Source organism: Caballeronia sp. LZ024, assembly GCF_031451455.1.
Taxonomy (GTDB): domain Bacteria; phylum Pseudomonadota; class Gammaproteobacteria; order Burkholderiales; family Burkholderiaceae; genus Caballeronia; species Caballeronia telluris.
This window is the reverse complement of the sequence record NZ_JARUXL010000001.1, coordinates 150,446-166,728: the sequence shown is the minus strand read 5'-3', so window position 1 is coordinate 166,728 and position 16,283 is coordinate 150,446. Positions and strand designations below refer to the sequence as shown.

General features: G+C 64.5%; 17 protein-coding genes. 12 read left to right on the top strand and 5 right to left on the bottom strand.

The window, feature by feature from the left end:
- Positions 1 to 4: 4 nt before the first annotated feature.
- Positions 5 to 1,048 carry a biotin synthase BioB gene (gene bioB, locus QCE48_RS00760; protein WP_309786675.1) on the top strand — a complete coding sequence of 348 codons (1,044 nt, stop codon included), beginning with the start codon at positions 5 to 7 and terminating at the stop codon, positions 1,046 to 1,048.
- Between the two features lie 115 nt (positions 1,049 to 1,163).
- Here the strand turns inward: bioB and QCE48_RS00755 are convergent, their stop codons facing one another.
- Together QCE48_RS00755 and QCE48_RS00750 are read right to left on the bottom strand one after the other, a co-directional pair.
- Entirely contained in the window at positions 1,164 to 2,162 is a 999-nt protein-coding gene (locus QCE48_RS00755) for a sulfate ABC transporter substrate-binding protein (RefSeq protein ID WP_309786677.1), read from the bottom strand.
- An 88-nt stretch (positions 2,163 to 2,250) separates the two neighbouring features.
- Complete coding sequence (locus QCE48_RS00750) at positions 2,251 to 2,859, bottom strand: alpha/beta hydrolase (protein WP_309786679.1); 609 nt, start codon at positions 2,857 to 2,859, stop codon at positions 2,251 to 2,253.
- Positions 2,860 to 3,037: 178 nt separating this feature from the next.
- Between QCE48_RS00750 and QCE48_RS00745 the strand changes: the two genes are divergently transcribed.
- From QCE48_RS00745 to QCE48_RS00720, 6 genes are read left to right on the top strand one after another with little or no spacing between them, the layout of a single operon-like run.
- Complete coding sequence (locus QCE48_RS00745; RefSeq protein ID WP_165829889.1) at positions 3,038 to 3,520, top strand: VOC family protein; 483 nt, start codon at positions 3,038 to 3,040, stop codon at positions 3,518 to 3,520.
- Positions 3,521 to 3,527: 7 nt separating this feature from the next.
- Entirely contained in the window at positions 3,528 to 4,472 is a 945-nt protein-coding gene (locus QCE48_RS00740; protein WP_309786682.1) for a glyoxylate/hydroxypyruvate reductase A, read from the top strand.
- Positions 4,473 to 4,502: 30 nt separating this feature from the next.
- On the top strand, positions 4,503 to 5,426 hold the full coding sequence (locus QCE48_RS00735) for a hydroxymethylglutaryl-CoA lyase (RefSeq protein WP_309786684.1): 924 nt from the start codon (positions 4,503 to 4,505) through the stop codon (positions 5,424 to 5,426).
- A 31-nt stretch (positions 5,427 to 5,457) separates the two neighbouring features.
- Positions 5,458 to 5,964, top strand: coding sequence for a YbaK/EbsC family protein (locus QCE48_RS00730; RefSeq protein ID WP_309786686.1), 507 nt, complete (start codon positions 5,458 to 5,460; stop codon positions 5,962 to 5,964).
- Positions 5,961 to 6,569 carry a DUF1289 domain-containing protein gene (locus tag QCE48_RS00725; RefSeq protein ID WP_309786687.1) on the top strand — a complete coding sequence of 203 codons (609 nt, stop codon included), beginning with the start codon at positions 5,961 to 5,963 and terminating at the stop codon, positions 6,567 to 6,569. Before QCE48_RS00730 ends, QCE48_RS00725 begins: the two co-directional genes overlap by 4 nt.
- A complete protein-coding gene (locus QCE48_RS00720; protein WP_309786688.1) occupies positions 6,566 to 7,477 on the top strand; it encodes an MBL fold metallo-hydrolase in 912 nt (303 codons plus the stop codon). The genes QCE48_RS00725 and QCE48_RS00720 overlap by 4 nt, the downstream gene beginning before the upstream one ends.
- A 195-nt stretch (positions 7,478 to 7,672) precedes the next feature.
- Here QCE48_RS00720 and QCE48_RS00715 read toward each other — a convergent pair whose 3' ends face one another.
- Positions 7,673 to 8,563 (bottom strand): alpha/beta hydrolase, encoded by an 891-nt coding sequence (locus tag QCE48_RS00715; protein ID WP_309786689.1) that lies wholly within the window; start codon positions 8,561 to 8,563, stop codon positions 7,673 to 7,675.
- Between the two features lie 281 nt (positions 8,564 to 8,844).
- On the opposite strand from QCE48_RS00715, the gene QCE48_RS00710 reads away from it, so the two are divergent.
- Positions 8,845 to 9,807, top strand: a complete 963-nt coding sequence (locus tag QCE48_RS00710; protein WP_309786692.1) for a nitronate monooxygenase family protein — start codon at positions 8,845 to 8,847, stop codon at positions 9,805 to 9,807.
- Between the two features lie 84 nt (positions 9,808 to 9,891).
- Here QCE48_RS00710 and QCE48_RS00705 read toward each other — a convergent pair whose 3' ends face one another.
- Together QCE48_RS00705 and QCE48_RS00700 are read right to left on the bottom strand one after the other, a co-directional pair.
- On the bottom strand, positions 9,892 to 10,974 hold the full coding sequence (locus tag QCE48_RS00705) for a porin (protein ID WP_309786693.1): 1,083 nt from the start codon (positions 10,972 to 10,974) through the stop codon (positions 9,892 to 9,894).
- Between the two features lie 564 nt (positions 10,975 to 11,538).
- The gene (locus tag QCE48_RS00700) at positions 11,539 to 12,027 is read right to left on the bottom strand and encodes a hypothetical protein (RefSeq protein ID WP_309794055.1); all 489 of its coding nucleotides are present in this window, start codon (positions 12,025 to 12,027) and stop codon (positions 11,539 to 11,541) included.
- 391 nt (positions 12,028 to 12,418) lie between these two features.
- On the opposite strand from QCE48_RS00700, the gene QCE48_RS00695 reads away from it, so the two are divergent.
- From QCE48_RS00695 to QCE48_RS00680, 4 genes are all read left to right on the top strand, one after another.
- On the top strand, positions 12,419 to 13,438 hold the full coding sequence (locus QCE48_RS00695) for a bile acid:sodium symporter family protein (protein WP_309786696.1): 1,020 nt from the start codon (positions 12,419 to 12,421) through the stop codon (positions 13,436 to 13,438).
- 287 nt (positions 13,439 to 13,725) lie between these two features.
- Positions 13,726 to 14,766, top strand: a complete 1,041-nt coding sequence (locus QCE48_RS00690) for an acyl-CoA dehydrogenase family protein (RefSeq protein WP_309788310.1) — start codon at positions 13,726 to 13,728, stop codon at positions 14,764 to 14,766.
- Positions 14,754 to 15,530, top strand: coding sequence for a PIG-L family deacetylase (locus tag QCE48_RS00685; RefSeq protein ID WP_309786697.1), 777 nt, complete (start codon positions 14,754 to 14,756; stop codon positions 15,528 to 15,530). The genes QCE48_RS00690 and QCE48_RS00685 overlap by 13 nt, the downstream gene beginning before the upstream one ends.
- Entirely contained in the window at positions 15,527 to 16,132 is a 606-nt protein-coding gene (locus QCE48_RS00680) for a class I SAM-dependent methyltransferase (protein WP_309786698.1), read from the top strand. The genes QCE48_RS00685 and QCE48_RS00680 overlap by 4 nt, the downstream gene beginning before the upstream one ends.
- The last annotated feature ends 151 nt before the right edge of the window (positions 16,133 to 16,283 follow it).

The following is a 16,283-nucleotide window of genomic DNA, read 5'->3' as shown; positions in this document are numbered from 1 at the left end:
TCACATGACGCAAGCACGAACCGACGAAACTCAGACTCAAGCCGCGTCGCAAGCGCAGACGCTGCAGCGCTGGCGCGTCGCGGATGTCGTCGCGCTTTACGAACTGCCGTTTAACGACCTGCTCTATCGCGCGCAGACCGTGCATCGCGAGCACTTCGACCCGAACACCGTGCAGCTCTCGACACTGCTCTCGATCAAGACGGGCGGCTGCGAGGAAGACTGCGCGTACTGTCCGCAGTCGGTGCATCACGACACGGGACTGAAAGCCGACAAGCTGATGGAAGTCGATGCCGTGCTGAAGGCCGCGAGAAACGCGAAGGCGAACGGCGCGACGCGCTTCTGCATGGGCGCGGCGTGGCGCAATCCGAAGGACCGCCATCTCGAACCGATCAAGGACATGATCCGGGGCGTGAAGGCAATGGGCCTGGAAACGTGCGTGACGCTCGGCATGCTGGAGCCGCATCAGGCAGAAGGCCTGCGCGAAGCGGGGCTCGACTACTACAACCACAACCTCGACACGTCGCCCGAGTTCTACGGCCAGATCATCTCGACGCGCACTTACCAGGACCGCCTCGACACGCTCGAACGGGTGCGCGATGTCGGCATCAACGTGTGTTGCGGCGGGATCGTCGGCATGGGCGAATCGCGTCGCGAGCGCGCGGGGCTCGTCACGCAGCTTGCGAACATGGAGCCGTATCCGGAATCCGTGCCGATCAACAATCTCGTGCAGGTCGAAGGCACGCCGCTCACCGGCACCGCGCCGCTCGATCCGTTCGAATTCGTGCGCACGATCGCGGTGGCGCGCATCACGATGCCGCGCGCGATGGTCCGGCTCTCGGCCGGACGCGAACAAATGGACGAAGCGCTGCAGGCGCTCTGCTTCGCCGCTGGCGCGAACTCGATCTTCTACGGCGATCAGTTGCTCACGACGAGCAATCCCCAAGCCGAAGCGGACCGCAAGCTGCTGGAGCGCCTCGGCATGCGCGCGGAGGCTTCGCAGCAGGCTGAAGAAGCGCAGGCCTGCGATACGAAGTGCGGTCACGCGTAAGCTGTTGAACGCTGTTTGATGCACGTGTAGTTCTGTGGTGGAACTTGTTTTCTTAGCGATTCGTTAGCACTGCCCCTGTCCAGGGCAGTGCTAAACCAGGTCCCCAACCAAGCGTTCAACGCTTGTCGACGACCACCTGATCGAACGTCCCGCCATCGGCGAAATGCGTCTGCTGAGCCTTCTGCCAACTGCCGAACATCTGCTCGACGGTGAACGTCTTCAGCGGCTTGAATTCGCTGGCGTGTTTCGCCAGCACCTCGGCGTTGCGCGGCCGCAAGTGATGTTTCGCGATGATCTCCTGCGCCGCCGGCGAATACAGATAGTCGAGATACGCCTGCGCCTCCTTGCGCGTGCCGCGCTTGTCCACGACCTTGTCGACGATCGTCACCGGCGGCTCCGCAAGCAGGCTCATCGACGGATACACGGCATCGAAATCCTTCGCGCCGACGCCCGTATCGATCAGCGCCACTTCGTTCTCGAACGTCACGAGCACATCGCCGATGCCGCGCTGCGTGAAGGTCGTCGTCGCACCGCGACCGCCCGTGTCGAGCACCGGCACGTTCTTGAAGATCGCTTTCTCGAAGTCCTGCGCCTGCGCATCGGTCGCGCCCTGCTGCTTCTTGTAGCCCCACGCGGCGAGGTACGTGTAGCGTCCGTTGCCCGATGTCTTCGGGTTGGCGATCACCACCTGCACGCCCGGACGCGCGAGATCGCTCCAGTCCTTGATGTTCTTCGGATTGCCTTGGCGCACCAGAAACACCATCGTCGTCGTGTACGGCGCGCTGTTGTCCGGCAAGCGCGTGCGCCAGTTCGCGGGAACGAGCTGTCCGCGTTCCGCCAGCAAGTCGATATCGTTCGGCTGGTTCATCGTGACGACGTCGGCCTGTAGACCCTGCGTCACCGAAAGCGCCTGCGCGCTCGACGCGCCATGCGACTGGCGGATCGATACCGTCTCGCCCGATTTCTTCTTGTAGTCCGCGACGAAAGCTGCGTCGATGTCCTTGTACAGCTCGCGCGTGACGTCGTAGGAGACGTTCAGGAGCGTCGTGTCCGCGTGCGCGAGCCCCGCCATCAGCCCGAGCGCCGCCACGAGCGCCTTCTTCGATGCCGCCATGTTTTCTCCTGGTTGTCGAAAATGTCTTCGAATACGAAAAAGGCCGCGTCGAAGCGGCCGTGATGGGATTCTATCGAAACGCGCACGGTCAGCCGTACGCAAGCAGTTCGAGCGGACTCGCGCGAGCATCCTGCGCACCCGCATGATGCGGCGCGCCGAGGTGGATCAGTGTATCGACGAAATACTTCGCGCGCGGCCACGGCCCGAACCCTGCCGCCGTGTTGATATGGCCCGCATCGCCGAGATTCACGAACGCGCTGCCGACATCGTGCGCGAATTGCTTCGCCCGGTCGAAGGGCATCCACGGATCGGTTTCGCTCGCCACGAGAATGGACGGCACGTCCAGGCGCCGCGCCTCGAAAGCGCCGGCGAAGCGGAACTTGTCCGGGCTCGCGGGCGCTACGAACAGCACGCCCGCCACGTCCGCTTCGATATCGCCCAACGACCACGCATGCGCCGTCGCAAGACAGCCAAAGCTATGCGCGGCAATCACGACCGGTCCGCGCTCGTTCGCGAGCAGCGCGCGCACCGCGTTCGCCCAGATGTCGAGATGCGGCGCGTCCCAGTCGTCCTGCACGACGCGCGCCGAACGCGCGTATTGCCGCTCCAGCCAAGTCTGCCAGTGCGCGCCTTCGCTGCCGTGCAAGCCGGGCACGGTGACGAGCCGCGTCGGCCTGCCTGACCTGCATGTATTCATGTCGACCTCGCTGCCGATATTTTTCACGAGCCATTCTGCGGTGCCGCCCGCTGCGAACGAACCAATATTTCGTCATTTGTTTATGGTGCCGCGCCGGCCGCAGCAGTCGAGCGAGCCCGGGTTCGCGCGCGGGCGCGGCCAAGACCGTAAAATGAAAGCAAAACCCCACGGAGGCCGTATGTCTGACTTGCCAGGTGTGTCCACCGATCAACCCACCGCGTCTGACCGTTCGCGAACCCTCGCCACGTTGCAACCGTTCCACCTCGCGTTTCCCGTCACGAGCCTGACGAACGCGCGCGCGTTCTACGGCGAACTGCTCGGCTGCGCGGAAGGCCGCAGCTCGCCGGAGTGGGTCGACTTCGATTTCTTCGGCCATCAACTCGTCGCGCATCTCGCGCCCGACGAAGTGCGCCCTCCCGCGAAGAACGCCGTCGACGGTGACGACGTGCCGGTGCGCCACTTCGGCGTCGTGCTCTCGATGGACGACTGGCACGCGCTGGCCGAGCGTCTCAAAGGCGTCGGCACGAAGTTCATCATCGAGCCGCATATCCGCTTCAAGGGCGAAGTCGGCGAGCAGGCGACAATGTTCTTCCTCGACCCGTGCGGCAACGCGCTGGAATTCAAGGCATTCAGGGACATCGGCAATCTGTTTGCAAAGTGAGCGCGACGTGACGAAGATCATCTTCTACGAACGAAACACGGACGCCTCCCTCTGGCTGCACGACCTGGCACGCGCCCTGCCCGAAGCCGACTTGCGCGAGTGGCAGCCAGGCGACACCGCCCCCGCCGACTACGCGATCGTCTGGCGCGCACCGCGCGAGTTGTTCGCGAACCGGCCGGACCTGAAGGCGGTGTTCAACCTCGGCGCGGGCGTCGATGCGATTCTCGATGTCGAGCGCAAGGAACCCGGCACGCTGCCGCCGAACGCGACACTCGTGCGGCTCGAAGACTCCGGCATGGCGCAGCAGATGGTCGAGTATGCGATGCACGCGGTGCTGCGCTACATGCGCCGCCTCGACGAATACGAAGCGCTGCAGCGCGAGGGCCGCTGGGAAAAACTGCGCGCGCATCCGCGCGAGCGTTTTGTCGTTGGCGTGCTCGGGCTCGGCGTGCTGGGCACGGAAGTCGCGCGCGCGTTGACGACGCTCGGCGTGCCGGTGCGCGGCTTCAGCCGCAGCGCGAAGCAGATCGAAGGCGTGTCGACCTACGCGGGCGAAGCGCAATTCGATGCCTTCCTCGACGGCGTGCAGGTTCTCGTCAATCTGCTCCCGCACACGCCGGACACCGAAGGCATGTTGAACCGCCGCGTGTTCGCGAAGCTCGCGCACGGCGCGTATCTGGTGAACCTGGCGCGCGGCGCGCATCTCGTCGATGAAGACCTGCTCGGCGCGCTCGACAGCGGCCAGATCGCCGCCGCGACGCTCGACGTCTTTCACACCGAGCCTTTGCCGAAGGATCATCCGTTCTGGCAGGCGCCGCGCGTGACCATCACGCCGCACGTCTCTGCCGAAACGCTTCGCGAAGAAAGCGTCGAGCAGATCGCGCGGAAGATCGCGGCGCTGGAGCGAGGCGAATCCATCAGCGGCATCGTCGATATGACACGCGGCTATTGACTACAGACAAGCTGGACAGAGGAGACACACATGATTCCCGCCAAGGTGAAGATCGTCGAAGTCGGACCGCGCGACGGTCTGCAAAACGAGAAGGAATTCGTCTCCACGGAGACCAAGATCGAACTCGTCAACCGGTTGGCCGACGCCGGCTTGCAGAACGTCGAGGCAACCTCGTTCGTCTCGCCGAAATGGGTGCCGCAGATGGCCGACGGCGCCGCCGTCATGGCCGGCATCGCGCGCCGCGAAGGCACGATCTACTCGGTGCTCACGCCGAACATGCGCGGCTTCGAAGGCGCGCTGAAAGCGCAGGCCGACGAAGTCGTGATCTTCGGCGCGGCAAGCGAGGCGTTCTCGCAGAAGAACATCAATTGCAGCATCGCGGAGAGCATCGCGCGCTTCGAGCCGGTCGCCAAGGCCGCGAAGGACGCGGGCGTGCGGTTGCGCGCGAGCATTTCCTGCGCGCTCGGCTGTCCGTATCAGGGCGAAGTGCCGGTGGCGTCGGTGGTCGATGTCGTCGAGCGCATGGCGGCGCTCGGTTGCGACGAAATCGATATCGCCGACACGATCGGCGTCGGCACGGCGAAGCGCACGCGCGAAGTGCTCGCGGCGGCATCGAAAGTGTTTCCGCGCGAGCGGCTCTCGGGCCACTTCCACGATACCTACGGGCAAGCCGTCGCCAACATTTACGCGGCGCTGCTAGAAGGCATCGAAATTTTTCACGCGTCGGTGGCGGGGCTCGGCGGCTGTCCGTATGCAAAGGGCGCGACGGGCAACGTCGCGACCGAAGACGTCGTGTATCTGATGAACGGACTCGGCATCGAAACGGGCGTCGATCTCGGCAAGCTGATCGAAATCGGCGATTCGATTTCTCGCGCGATCGGCAAGCCGAGCGCGTCGCGTGCGGGCAAGGCGCTCCTCGCGAAGCAACGCGATGGCGTCGGCGCGTGCGTTTGAACTTGCGTTTGAATCATTTGGAAAGAACAAGATGAACGACATGCAGAACCTCGACGCGCTGCCCGATTCCGCACGGCGCGTCGCCCACCTGTTGCGCGAGCGCGGCCATTCGATGCCCGTCGTGATGCTGCCGGAAACCGGCAAGACCTCGGCGGAAGCGGCGGCCGGGCTCGGCTGCTCGGTGGCGCAGATCGCGAAGTCGATCCTGTTTCGCCGTCGCGAAGACGACGCGCCCGTGCTCGTGATCGCGAGCGGCGTGAACCGTGTCGACGAAAAGAAGGTCGCGGCGCGCGTGGGCGAACTCGCGCGCGCGGACGCGAAGTTCGTGCGCGAGAAGACGGGCTACGCGATCGGCGGCGTGTGCCCGATCGGGCACGCAACGGAACCGGTGACGCTGATCGACGAAGACCTCCTCGCGCTCGACAGCCTCTGGGCCGCGGCCGGTCATCCGCACGCGGTGTTCAATCTCACGCCGCAGGATCTCGTCGCGCTGACGGGCGCGCCCGTCGCCGATGTCGCGTTGCGCGAGCCTGCATGACGACGCCAGCCGACGACGCGCCGTCGCCCTGCATCGACGTGTGCCGGATGAATCCGGCTACCGGTTTCTGCGAAGGCTGCTGGCGCACGATCGATGAAATCGCGAACTGGACCGCGTTCGACGCGGCCCAAAAACGCGCCGTGCTCTCGCGTGGCGCGAGCCGTCGCAAAGGCGCGCGGGTCGTCAGCGTCGGCGAGCGCTTCACGGCAACGCTCACGCTGCCGTCCGATTCGATCAAGTCGTTCGCGACGCTCGTCAACGATCTGAACCCGCTGCATCACGACGAGACCTACGCCGAGGCAAGCCGCTTCGGTTCGCTGATCGCGTCCGGCACGCAGCCGACCGCCCACATGATGGCGATGCTCGCCACGCACTTCTCGCGGGATGCGCAGCCGCTCGGCCTGGAGTTCGGCATCAAGCTGACGCGCGCGGTCAAGGCGAACGACGTGCTCGCGATGAGCTGGCACGTCACCGATGCGAAGTGGAAAGCGAGTCTCAAGGGCGACCTCGTGACGCTCAAAGGCGAGGCGCGCAACCAGCACGGCGAACTCGTGATGAAGGCAAGCGCGACGATCGTCGTGATGCCGAAGGAGCCGTCGGCATGATCGCCTTCCCGGCAGCCATGCATGTGTTCGAGCGCGGCTGGCTGTCCTCGAACAACGTGCTTTTCGTCGACGACGAACGCACCGCGATCGTCGATACCGGCTATGCCACGCACGCGCCGCAAACGCGCGCGCTCGTCGAGCGGGTGCTCGGTGCGCGCCGCCTCGACCTGATCGTGAACACGCATCTCCATTCCGATCACTGCGGCGGCAATGCGCTGCTGCAGGCAGCATACCCGTGCACCACGCTGATTCCGGCGAGCGAAGCCGAAGCCGTGCGCCACTGGGACGAAGAAGCGCTGACGTTTCGCGCAACCGGTCAGTCGTGCGAGCGCTTTGGCTTCACCGGCACGATTGCGCCGGGCGACACGCTGCGGCTCGGCGGCTTCGACTGGTCGGTGTTCGGCTCGCCGGGTCACGATCCGCACTCGCTGATGTTGTATTGCGCGCAGGAACGCATCCTCATCAGCGCCGACGCGCTGTGGGAGAACGGCTTCGGGGTGATCTTCCCGGAACTCGAAGGCGAAAGCGGTTTCGCCGAGCAGCGCGCGGCGCTCGACCTGATCGCGACGCTCGATGTGCGCGCGGTCATTCCGGGTCACGGTGCGCCGTTCAGCGATTTATCGCGCGCGCTCGAAAGGGCTTCGTCGCGGCTCGACTATCTCGTGGCCGACCCGGCGCGCAATGCGAAGAACGCGCTGAAGGTGCTGATCGTCTTCAAGCTGATGGAGACGCGCTCGATGTCGTTCGATGCGCTGTCGAACCTTTGCGAATCGGCGCGTGCGATGCGCTCGGCCGCCGACATGCTCGTAGCAAAGGACAAGCGGCGTGCATTGCTCGAACGGTGCGTCGATGAACTCGCGCGCAATGGCGTGGTGCGAGTGGAAGAAGGGATCGTGCACGCGCGTTAGCGCTTGAGGAACACGAAAAAGAAAGCCGCTTGTCAGCTACGACAAGCGGCGTAATTTTATAGACGTGATCAGCGTCGATTGCATCGTAGCGCGCGCCAAAATAGCCTGCATCGGTGCTTTCCCTACAAACTTTTAACGGCTACATGTACGGCACATAACCGAACATCGGCTGCGCGCTTGCACGCAATGCGCACGTCATCGCTCGCTCGTTTCGAAGAACGACAGCATCTCTTCAAGTAACGCCTGAGGTTCTTCTTCGGGAATGTAGTGGCCGCAAGGCAGCGCGCGTCCGCTCACATCGCGCGCGACGCGGCGCCACTCTTCCAGCGCATCGAAGCAGCGTTCGATCACGCCTTGCGCGCCCCACAGCACGCGCAACGGACATGCGATCTTGTGACCGCGTTCGAGATCGGCGCGATCGTGTTCGAGGTCGATGGACGCCGACGCGCGGTAGTCCTCGCACATCGCGTAGACCGCACCGGGCGATGCGAGCGCGTCGCGATACGCCTGCAACGCGTGCGGCGCGAACGGCTTGAGTCCCGCGTGACGGCTGCCCATCACGCGCTCGATGTACGCGCTCGTATTGCCGCCAATCAGCAGCTCGGGCAGCGGCGACGGCTGGATCAGAAAGAACCAGTGGAAATACGCGGTGGCGAACTCGCGGTCGGTGGCTTCGTACATCGCGAGCGTCGGCGCGATGTCGAGCAGCATCAGACGATCGACGGCTTCGGGAAAATCCAGCGCCATGCGATGCGCGACGCGCGCGCCGCGATCATGCGCGCAGACGAGAAAGCGCTCGAAGCCGAAGTGACGCATCACCGCGACCTGATCGGCGGCCATCGCGCGCTTCGAGTACGGCTTGTGTTCGGCATCGCTCTTCGGTTTCGCGGACGCGCCGTAACCGCGCAGATCGGTCGCGATCACGGTGAAATGCCGCGCGAGTTCCGAAGCGCACTTGTGCCAGATCTCGTGCGTCTGCGGATGTCCGTGCATCAACAACAGCGGCGGCCCGCTGCCGCCCTTCATCCCGAAAATATCGACGCCGGCTGCATCGACGCGAAACGGCTGGTAGTCCGCAAAGGGCATGGTGGCGATCTCGTCGTGACGGGTGCGCACATTGTATGCGGGACGCGCGCGGCTCGATGCTTGCTGGACGGGACTTTCAGCGAAACCGAAGCGTTCCTCGGGATTGACCCGACATCGTTGCGCGAACGAATCGCCTATAATCGAACGATCGTTCTATTCACGCGAGATCGCCGCCCGAAACAGGCGCCGCTTTTCTCGAAAATATTTCGCGCGACGCCGGCCGTTCGAATCCTAGAATGCATCGACCGGACAATCGCACGCCCGATCAGGAGACTCACACCATGGCATTGCCCGCCGTCCTGCAACATCTCGCGCTGCCCGTCGTGGCCTCGCCGATGTTCATCGTCAGCTATCCCGAACTCGTGCTCGCGCAGTGCAAGGCGGGCATCGTCGGGTCGTTTCCGGCGTTGAACGCGCGGCCGGCCGGGTTGCTCGACGAATGGCTCACGCAGATTCAGGCGTCGCTCGCCGAGCACAAGGCCGCGAACCCGGATGCCGTGATCGGCCCCATCGCCGTAAACCAGATCGTTCATCAGTCGAATGCGCGGCTCGAACAGGACGTGCGCGTGTGTGTCGAGCACAAGGTGCCGATCTTCATCACGAGCCTGCGCGCGCCGGTCAAAGAGATGATCGACGCCGTGCACAGCTACGGCGGCATCGTGCTGCACGACGTGATCAACATCCGCCATGCGCAGAAGGCGCTGGAAGCGGGCGTCGACGGGCTGATCCTTGTCGCGGCCGGCGCGGGCGGGCATGCGGGCACGACGTCGCCGTTTGCGCTCGTCGGTGAAGTCAGGCGCATCTTCGACGGCCCGATCGTGCTGTCCGGCTCGATCGCGAACGGCGGCTCGATCCTCGCCGCGCAGGCCATGGGCGCGGACCTCGCGTACATGGGCACGCGCTTCATCGCGACGCAGGAAGCGCACGCGCACGAGAGCTACAAGAGCGCGATCGTCGATTCGAGCGCCGCCGACATCGTCTACACGAACCTCTTCACCGGCGTGCACGGCAACTACATTCGCCAGAGCATCGTCAACGCGGGCCTCGACCCCGAAGCGCTGCCCGAATCGGACAAGAACGCGATGAATTTCGGCGACGGTTCGAGCAAGGCGAAGGCGTGGAAGGACATCTGGGGCGCGGGCCAGGGCGTCGGGCTGATGAACGACGTGCCGAGCGTCGCGGAACTGGTCGCGCGGCTCAAGCACGAATACGACGAAGCGCGGGCGCGGCTCCGGCTGATCTGACCGGCAGCGGCATGCACGGCGCACAAGAAAAAAGCGCCGCGTTCCCGAGGGAACGCGGCGTTTTCGTTTGATGCATCGCGACGCTCAGAACTTCGCGCGCAGGCCCACGCCGTAAGTGTTGCCCGACGAGAGGCTCGTGTACTTGTCGTTCAGGTACGCGGCGTAGACGTCGGTGCGCTTCGAAAGCGGGTAATCGTAGCCGAGCGCCCAACTCTTGTGCGTCTGGTCGAGACCGCCATTGCTGCGCGAGTACGCATACGACGCCATCACGAGTCCCGGTCCGAGCGGCACGGTCACGCCGCCTTGGCCCGTATTGACGTGGAAGCTGCCGGTTTCGATGTCGTTCTTCGTGTACATGTACTGCGCGAAGAACTTCACGTACTTGAGGTCGTAGGAGACGCCCGCCTGCGCCACGCTCTGGCTCTTGTAGCCCGCGACGAGCGTCGACAGGTCGCCCGGCGTGTTGTTGTAGTTGACGTACTGATAGACGCCAGTCGCCGCGAACGGGCCGTGGAAGTAGAGGAACTGCGCGCTCCACTTCTTCGAGCGTCCGTCGCCCGCCTGGTTGCCGAAGCTGTACATCGCGCTGCCCGACAGGCCGCTGAAGTCGGGCGTCGTGTACTGAACCGAGTTGTTCCAGCCCGAGTCGCCGACGACGCCCTGGTCCGTCGTGTAGGTCGGGAACGTGCCCTGGCCGAGGAACACGTGATAGACCATCGGCGAGAAGACATACGAATCGACGAACGGGTTGAAGAGGATCGTCGAGACGAAGAGTTGCGTCGTCAGGCGGCCGGCGGTGAACGTACCGTAGGGCGCCTGAATGCCGACATACGCGTTACGGGCGAAGAACGTGTCGCCGGTGAAGCGGCCGTACTGGCCGTTTTGCGCGCGGAAGAAACTTTCGAGAGTGAAGATCGCCTTGTAGCCGTTGCCGAGGTCTTCAGCGCCCTTCAAGCCCCAGTAGGACGTCGACATGCCGCCGCCGCTCACGTTCCACGCGCGGTCGCTGCCGGGGAACTTGGTTGCGCCCACCCATTCGTCGACCTGACCGTATAGCGAAACGCTGGACTGCGCCTGCGCCGACCCCGCGGCGAGAAAGCCGAATAGGGTGGCGACTGCGGTGGCCTTGACCGTTGCCTTCAGCGCACGGTTGACGGTTGGCTTCATGAACTCTCCTGTTGTTTGTCAAAAGTTAAAGCGTTGGCGGACAAGACTCATGGCTTGCCTCGTCAGACCGGCGTAATGATTCAGTTCGGATTAGGTTCGCGCTGGGCTCGCGCCTCTTTCGGAGCGGGACCATCTTTACGGATCATTTTTCCGGTCAAAAATGTTTTTGGTTATTGCGGGTATAGCGGTTCGGATAGTCCGCGCCGATATCGCGTGCGTCCACGTGCCATCGGCGAGTGCCGCCGATCGCCGACCGGCCGCGTCGTCGTATCCGCGACACAAGGCTTCGCGGGCGATCGCGACGTTTTCGATGCCACACGCGGCCCGTGAAAACGACATGACGCGCGCCGGCGGCAATTGTCGGTGCGCGCAAAAAAGAGGGGAAATATTAAGAACGTTTTAACGCGCAACTGTGGCGCGCTTACGTCACTGAAGCGGGAGAGATGGACGGACCATTATTTTTTCGTTCTCGACGCGGCGCGCGCCGGCAGCGTTACGCGATCGACGGGCGTCGATCAGCGCGTATCGCCGGTTGCTTCAGTTGCTTAAGTTGCTTCAGTTGCTTCAGTTGCGGAAGTTCGAGGTCGCGGCGGAACGCGGGTCGTCGCCGGGACGGCCGGGCGGCCGTGGCATTCCGCGTTCTTCGTTGTAGCGGGTAATGTCCGCGCGTATCGATCCTGGGCCGCGCATCGGCGTATTTTGCTCGGGGCGCGGGACGCCGCGGACTTCGGCGCTGATCGGCGTCATGCCGTCCTTCGCACCGACCTGCATGTAGCGTTGCGGCTGGCCGTTGCGCGCGAGATCGCGGTCGAGCACCGCCCGCTCGTCGGCGCTGCCCGACTTGAGCCACACGCCGTCGGGCGTTCCGGCAAGCGCAAACGATCCCGCCACCGCAATCGAGCCGATCGCGATGGCGATTAAATATCGAGTAGTCTTCCGTAAGCCTGTGAGCGCCATGTCGAAACTGAACTGCGTGATGTCCGACGTCGTTCGGCTTGCGCGGCGGCCGAGAAGGCAGGTCGACGTGCAAGCGACCGGTCTTTGTCGGAGCATCGCGGTGCACCGCCTTCTTACGCGCGCACCCTTGAACCGGTCTAGGGACAATTTATGGCGCCTCGCCTCGCGAGTCGAGCCAAAAAGTGTTAGACCTGCTCAATGGTTGTAACACCATGTTACTTCTGGATTTTTTGCCGTTTTTGGGGTGAGTGGAAACGCTGAATTGTGTGACGAGAATCGCAATTTGACCCGGCCCGAAGGTTGCGCGCGAATTCGCGATCAGCCCCGGGCGCAACTAGTCGACAGTGAGATGGATTTGCCTATTGACTCGCGATCGGGCGAAAATACTGGTTTTCCTGACTTGACGTTTGTCAACCGTCAACGTTTGTCACAGAGCACCTGAGTTCAGGCCGTTCTGCAACCCAGCACGTTCGAGTGCGAGATTCCGATGGCGCGTCCCAAATTTCTCCCCGACAACTTCACGCTCGCCCTGGTGGGCACCGTCATCCTGGCGAGCCTCTTGCCTTGCCGGGGCACCGTCGCGGTCGGCTTCAACTGGCTGACCAACGTCGCCATCGGGCTGCTGTTCTTCCTGCATGGCGCCAAGCTTTCGCGGGAAGCGATCGTGTCGGGCGCGACACACTGGCGCCTGCATCTCGTCGTCCTGCTCAGCACGTTCGTGATGTTCCCGCTGCTCGGCCTCGCGCTCAAACCCGTTCTCACGCCGCTCGTCACGCCCGAGCTCTATCTAGGCATTCTCTTTCTGTGCACGCTGCCCTCCACGGTGCAGTCGTCGATCGCGTTCACGTCGATGGCAAAGGGCAACGTGCCCGCCGCCGTCTGCAGTGCGTCGGCGTCGAGCCTGCTTGGCATCTTCATCACGCCGGCGCTCGTCGGGCTGGTCGTCAATAACCACGGCGCGGCGACGGGCTCGCCTTGGCATACCGTCGGCAATATCGTGCTGCAACTGCTCGTGCCGTTCATCGCCGGTCAACTGCTGCGCCCCGCGATCGGCAAATGGATCGACCGCAATCGCGCGATGCTGAAGTTCGTCGACCAGGGCTCGATCCTGCTCGTCGTCTACGTGGCGTTCAGCGAAGCCGTCAACGAAGGTATCTGGCACTCGATGTCCCTCGCGACGCTCGCCGGGCTGCTCGCCGCCAACATCGTGCTGCTCGCGCTCGCCATCTTCGCGACGGCCTTCGCCAGCAAGCGGCTCGGCTTCAGCCGCGCCGACCAGATCACCATCATTTTTTGTGGCTCCAAGAAGAGCCTCGCGTCCGGCATTCCGATGGCAAAGGTGATCTTCGCGTCCCATACGGTCGGGGCGGTGGTCCTGCCTCTGATGCTGTTCCACCAGATTCAGCTCATGGTCTGCGCGGTGCTCGCGCAACGCTGGGGCGCGCGGCGCACGGCCAAGGAGCAGAGTCCCGAGCGCAAGGGCGCTGCGGCCGCGGCGCGTCGCTGAACCAAAGGCTGCGCAAAGTCCTGCCGAAGACGCCCTTCACTCTCCCGGATCCGAAAAGCCGCCTCCCGCGGCTTTTTTGCTATTTGAGCCTGTCTGCGTGCAAACGTCGATTCAGCCAGTCGATATAAGCCAGGAGCGCAGCCGAAAGCCGTGCGTTTTGCCTATGCCGTCCGGCCGACTGGTGGCCGGGCATGTGCCTTGCCACACTTACCTCCAGAGAATGTCGCAAGGGAGAAAACCATGTCGATCGAAAATTCCGGGACCCACCTTCGAGGGGCGCCATGCCGATGGTCATGAGCCGTTCGACGCCTGTCGGCTGCGCCGAATTGAAGTCCTTCCTGCATGAACTGAAGTTTCAACGCGGCTCGGAAGCGGGTACAGCCGACGCGCTGCGCGCGCTCGTCGGTGCGGGCTTCGATCGCCTTCCGCTACCGGGAAGCGGTGCGACGCTCGATCGATGGCGAATGCTCGCCGCGGTCGCAGGGTTCGACCTCGCGCTCGTCAAACTCTTCGAAGGCCACACGGACGCGCTCGCGATTCTGGCGGAACTGGGCGGCGCCGAACCCGACCAAGGCTCCACGTGGGGCGTCTGGGCGGCCGAGCCGCCCACGGCCCGCCTCGGCGCCCAAACCGGCCCGGGCGACGGACGCATCACGCTGAACGGAACGAAAGCCTGGTGTTCAGGTGCCGCTCACATCACGCATGCGCTCGTCACGGCGTGGAACGAACGCGACGAGTCGATCCTCGCGGCGGTCGAGCTTCGGCAGCCGGGCGTGAATGTGACGAACGAGGGCTGGGTGGCGGTCGGCATGCACGCAAGCGCGAGCGTCGACGTGCATTTCGACAACGCGAGCGCCGCGCAGATCGGCGCACCGCTTGCGTATCTCCGGCGCCCGGGATTCTGGCAAGGCGGCGGCGGAATCGCGGCATGCTGGTTCGGCGCGGCGTCGGCCATCGGCGAATTCGTGCGGCGTGACGCCGCGCGCCGCGCCGACCCGCACAAGCTGGCCCATCTCGGCGCCATCGACATCGCGCTCACGAGCGCGTCGAGCGTGCTGAGGGAAACGGCCGCCCGCTTCGATTGCGAGCCGCTGGCCGACGCAATGCCCGCCGCGCTGCGTGCGCGGCTCGCGGTCGAGCGCGCGGCGGCGAGCGTGATCGACCATGCGGGGCGCGCGCTCGGCGCCGCGCCCTTCTGCCGCAACGAGCATTTCGCCCGCCTGATGGCGGACCTTCCCGTGTTCGTCCGGCAAAGTCATGCTGAACGCGATGAAGCCGCGCTCGCGGAACGTATCGTCAACGAGGAGCGCGGGCCATGGGAACTCTGACCGAGAAGGAGAGCGTCCGGCGCACGATCGCCGGGTCGGGCACGCCCGAAAACGTCTGGCAAAGCTGGGCGCGGCTTGCAACGCTGCCGGCCCTTGATCCGGCGACGCTGGTGCCGGCGGGCGCACGCGCCGTGATCGTGGCGCCCCATCCCGACGACGAGGTGCTCGGCACCGGCGGCCTGCTCGCGAAGCTGTCCGCGCTGGGCCGCAAGGTGCTGATCATCGCCGTGACGGACGGCGCCGCGAGCCATCCGCAATCGTCCGCGTGGCCGCCTGCGCGCCTCGCCGACGTCCGTCCGCAAGAGACGCGCGAAGCCTTGCAGCGACTGCACATGCGATACGTCCAGACCTTGCGCCTCGGTTTGCCCGACGGCGGAGGCCAGCGCTTCGAAATGCAGCTTTCGGCCGCGCTCGCCGAGCATCTGCGTCCCGGTGACGTCGTTTTCGGCACCTGGCGCCATGACGGTCATCCGGATCACGAGGCGGTCGGGCGGGCGGTGTCGTCGGAAGCCGCGCGGCTGGATGTGCCGTTCGTCGAGATCCCGATCTGGACGTGGCACTGGGCGTCGCCCGACGATTCGCGCGTGCCGTGGAGCCGCGCGCGCCGCATCGTGCTCGATACGGACACGCACTCGCGCAAGCTGCACGCGGTCGAAGCGTTTCGCAGCCAACTGGAACCCGACGCCACGACCGGACGCGCGGCGATCCTGCCCGAACACGTTCTGGCGCGTCTCACGCGGCCCTACGAGGTCGTCCTGATATGAGCGCCGAACCCGACGCGCAACGCTATTTCGACGGTCTCTACGAGCGCAGCGACGACCCGTGGCTACTGCGCGAGCGCTGGTACGAAAGCCGCAAGCGGGCACTGACGCTCGCGATGCTGCCCGACCCGCACTACGCGCGCGCCTACGAACCCGGCTGTGCGACCGGGGAACTCACCGCCGAACTCGCCGTGCGCTGCGACGCGCTGCTCGCCGCCGATCTGAGCGCGGATGCGGTGATGCTCGCGCGCCGCCGCGTTGCGCATCTGGGCAACGTGACGATCGAGCAGCGCGCGATCCCCGACGACTGGCCGGATGGCCGCTTCGACCTGATCGTCATCAGCGAGCTCGCGTATTACCTCGACGAATCGCAACTGGCGCGTCTCGCCGCGCGACTCGAAGAATCGCTCGCGCCCGGCGGGACGATCGTCGCGTGCCACTGGCGCCAGCCGATCGAAGGCTGGCCGCACTCGGGCGATTTCGTTCACGCCCAACTGCGCGCGAGGTTGCCCCTCGCTCGCCTCTCGCACTATCAGGATGAGGATGTGCTGCTCGATGTCTGGTCGTCGAATGCGGCGTCCGTGCATCGTCGCGAAGCCAAATAGCCCGTGTTCTCGCTTTTTTACTAAACAACTCAGAAGCTACAAAATCCATACACGACAAGCATCTACTGGTTTTCTCTAGGTCTGACTCAGGTTGTTTTGCCGATTTTTTACTATACAATCGCCGCAATCGCAGAACGCGCTGCGCGTCGAT

Coding starts and splice junctions, on each gene's coding strand:
- QCE48_RS00715 (WP_309786689.1), bottom strand. CDS start 8,563: ATGCCCTTTGCGGACTACCAGCCGTTTCGCGTCGATGCAGCCGGCGTC.
- QCE48_RS00690 (WP_309788310.1), top strand. CDS start 13,726: ATGGTCATGAGCCGTTCGACGCCTGTCGGCTGCGCCGAATTGAAGTCC.
- QCE48_RS00685 (WP_309786697.1), top strand. CDS start 14,754: ATGGGAACTCTGACCGAGAAGGAGAGCGTCCGGCGCACGATCGCCGGG.
- QCE48_RS00725 (WP_309786687.1), top strand. CDS start 5,961: ATGACGACGCCAGCCGACGACGCGCCGTCGCCCTGCATCGACGTGTGC.
- QCE48_RS00720 (WP_309786688.1), top strand. CDS start 6,566: ATGATCGCCTTCCCGGCAGCCATGCATGTGTTCGAGCGCGGCTGGCTG.
- QCE48_RS00755 (WP_309786677.1), bottom strand. CDS start 2,162: ATGGCGGCATCGAAGAAGGCGCTCGTGGCGGCGCTCGGGCTGATGGCG.
- QCE48_RS00735 (WP_309786684.1), top strand. CDS start 4,503: ATGATTCCCGCCAAGGTGAAGATCGTCGAAGTCGGACCGCGCGACGGT.
- bioB (WP_309786675.1), top strand. CDS start 5: ATGACGCAAGCACGAACCGACGAAACTCAGACTCAAGCCGCGTCGCAA.
- QCE48_RS00695 (WP_309786696.1), top strand. CDS start 12,419: ATGGCGCGTCCCAAATTTCTCCCCGACAACTTCACGCTCGCCCTGGTG.
- QCE48_RS00710 (WP_309786692.1), top strand. CDS start 8,845: ATGGCATTGCCCGCCGTCCTGCAACATCTCGCGCTGCCCGTCGTGGCC.
- QCE48_RS00730 (WP_309786686.1), top strand. CDS start 5,458: ATGAACGACATGCAGAACCTCGACGCGCTGCCCGATTCCGCACGGCGC.
- QCE48_RS00700 (WP_309794055.1), bottom strand. CDS start 12,027: ATGCTCCGACAAAGACCGGTCGCTTGCACGTCGACCTGCCTTCTCGGC.
- QCE48_RS00705 (WP_309786693.1), bottom strand. CDS start 10,974: ATGAAGCCAACCGTCAACCGTGCGCTGAAGGCAACGGTCAAGGCCACC.
- QCE48_RS00680 (WP_309786698.1), top strand. CDS start 15,527: ATGAGCGCCGAACCCGACGCGCAACGCTATTTCGACGGTCTCTACGAG.
- QCE48_RS00745 (WP_165829889.1), top strand. CDS start 3,038: ATGTCTGACTTGCCAGGTGTGTCCACCGATCAACCCACCGCGTCTGAC.
- QCE48_RS00750 (WP_309786679.1), bottom strand. CDS start 2,859: ATGAATACATGCAGGTCAGGCAGGCCGACGCGGCTCGTCACCGTGCCC.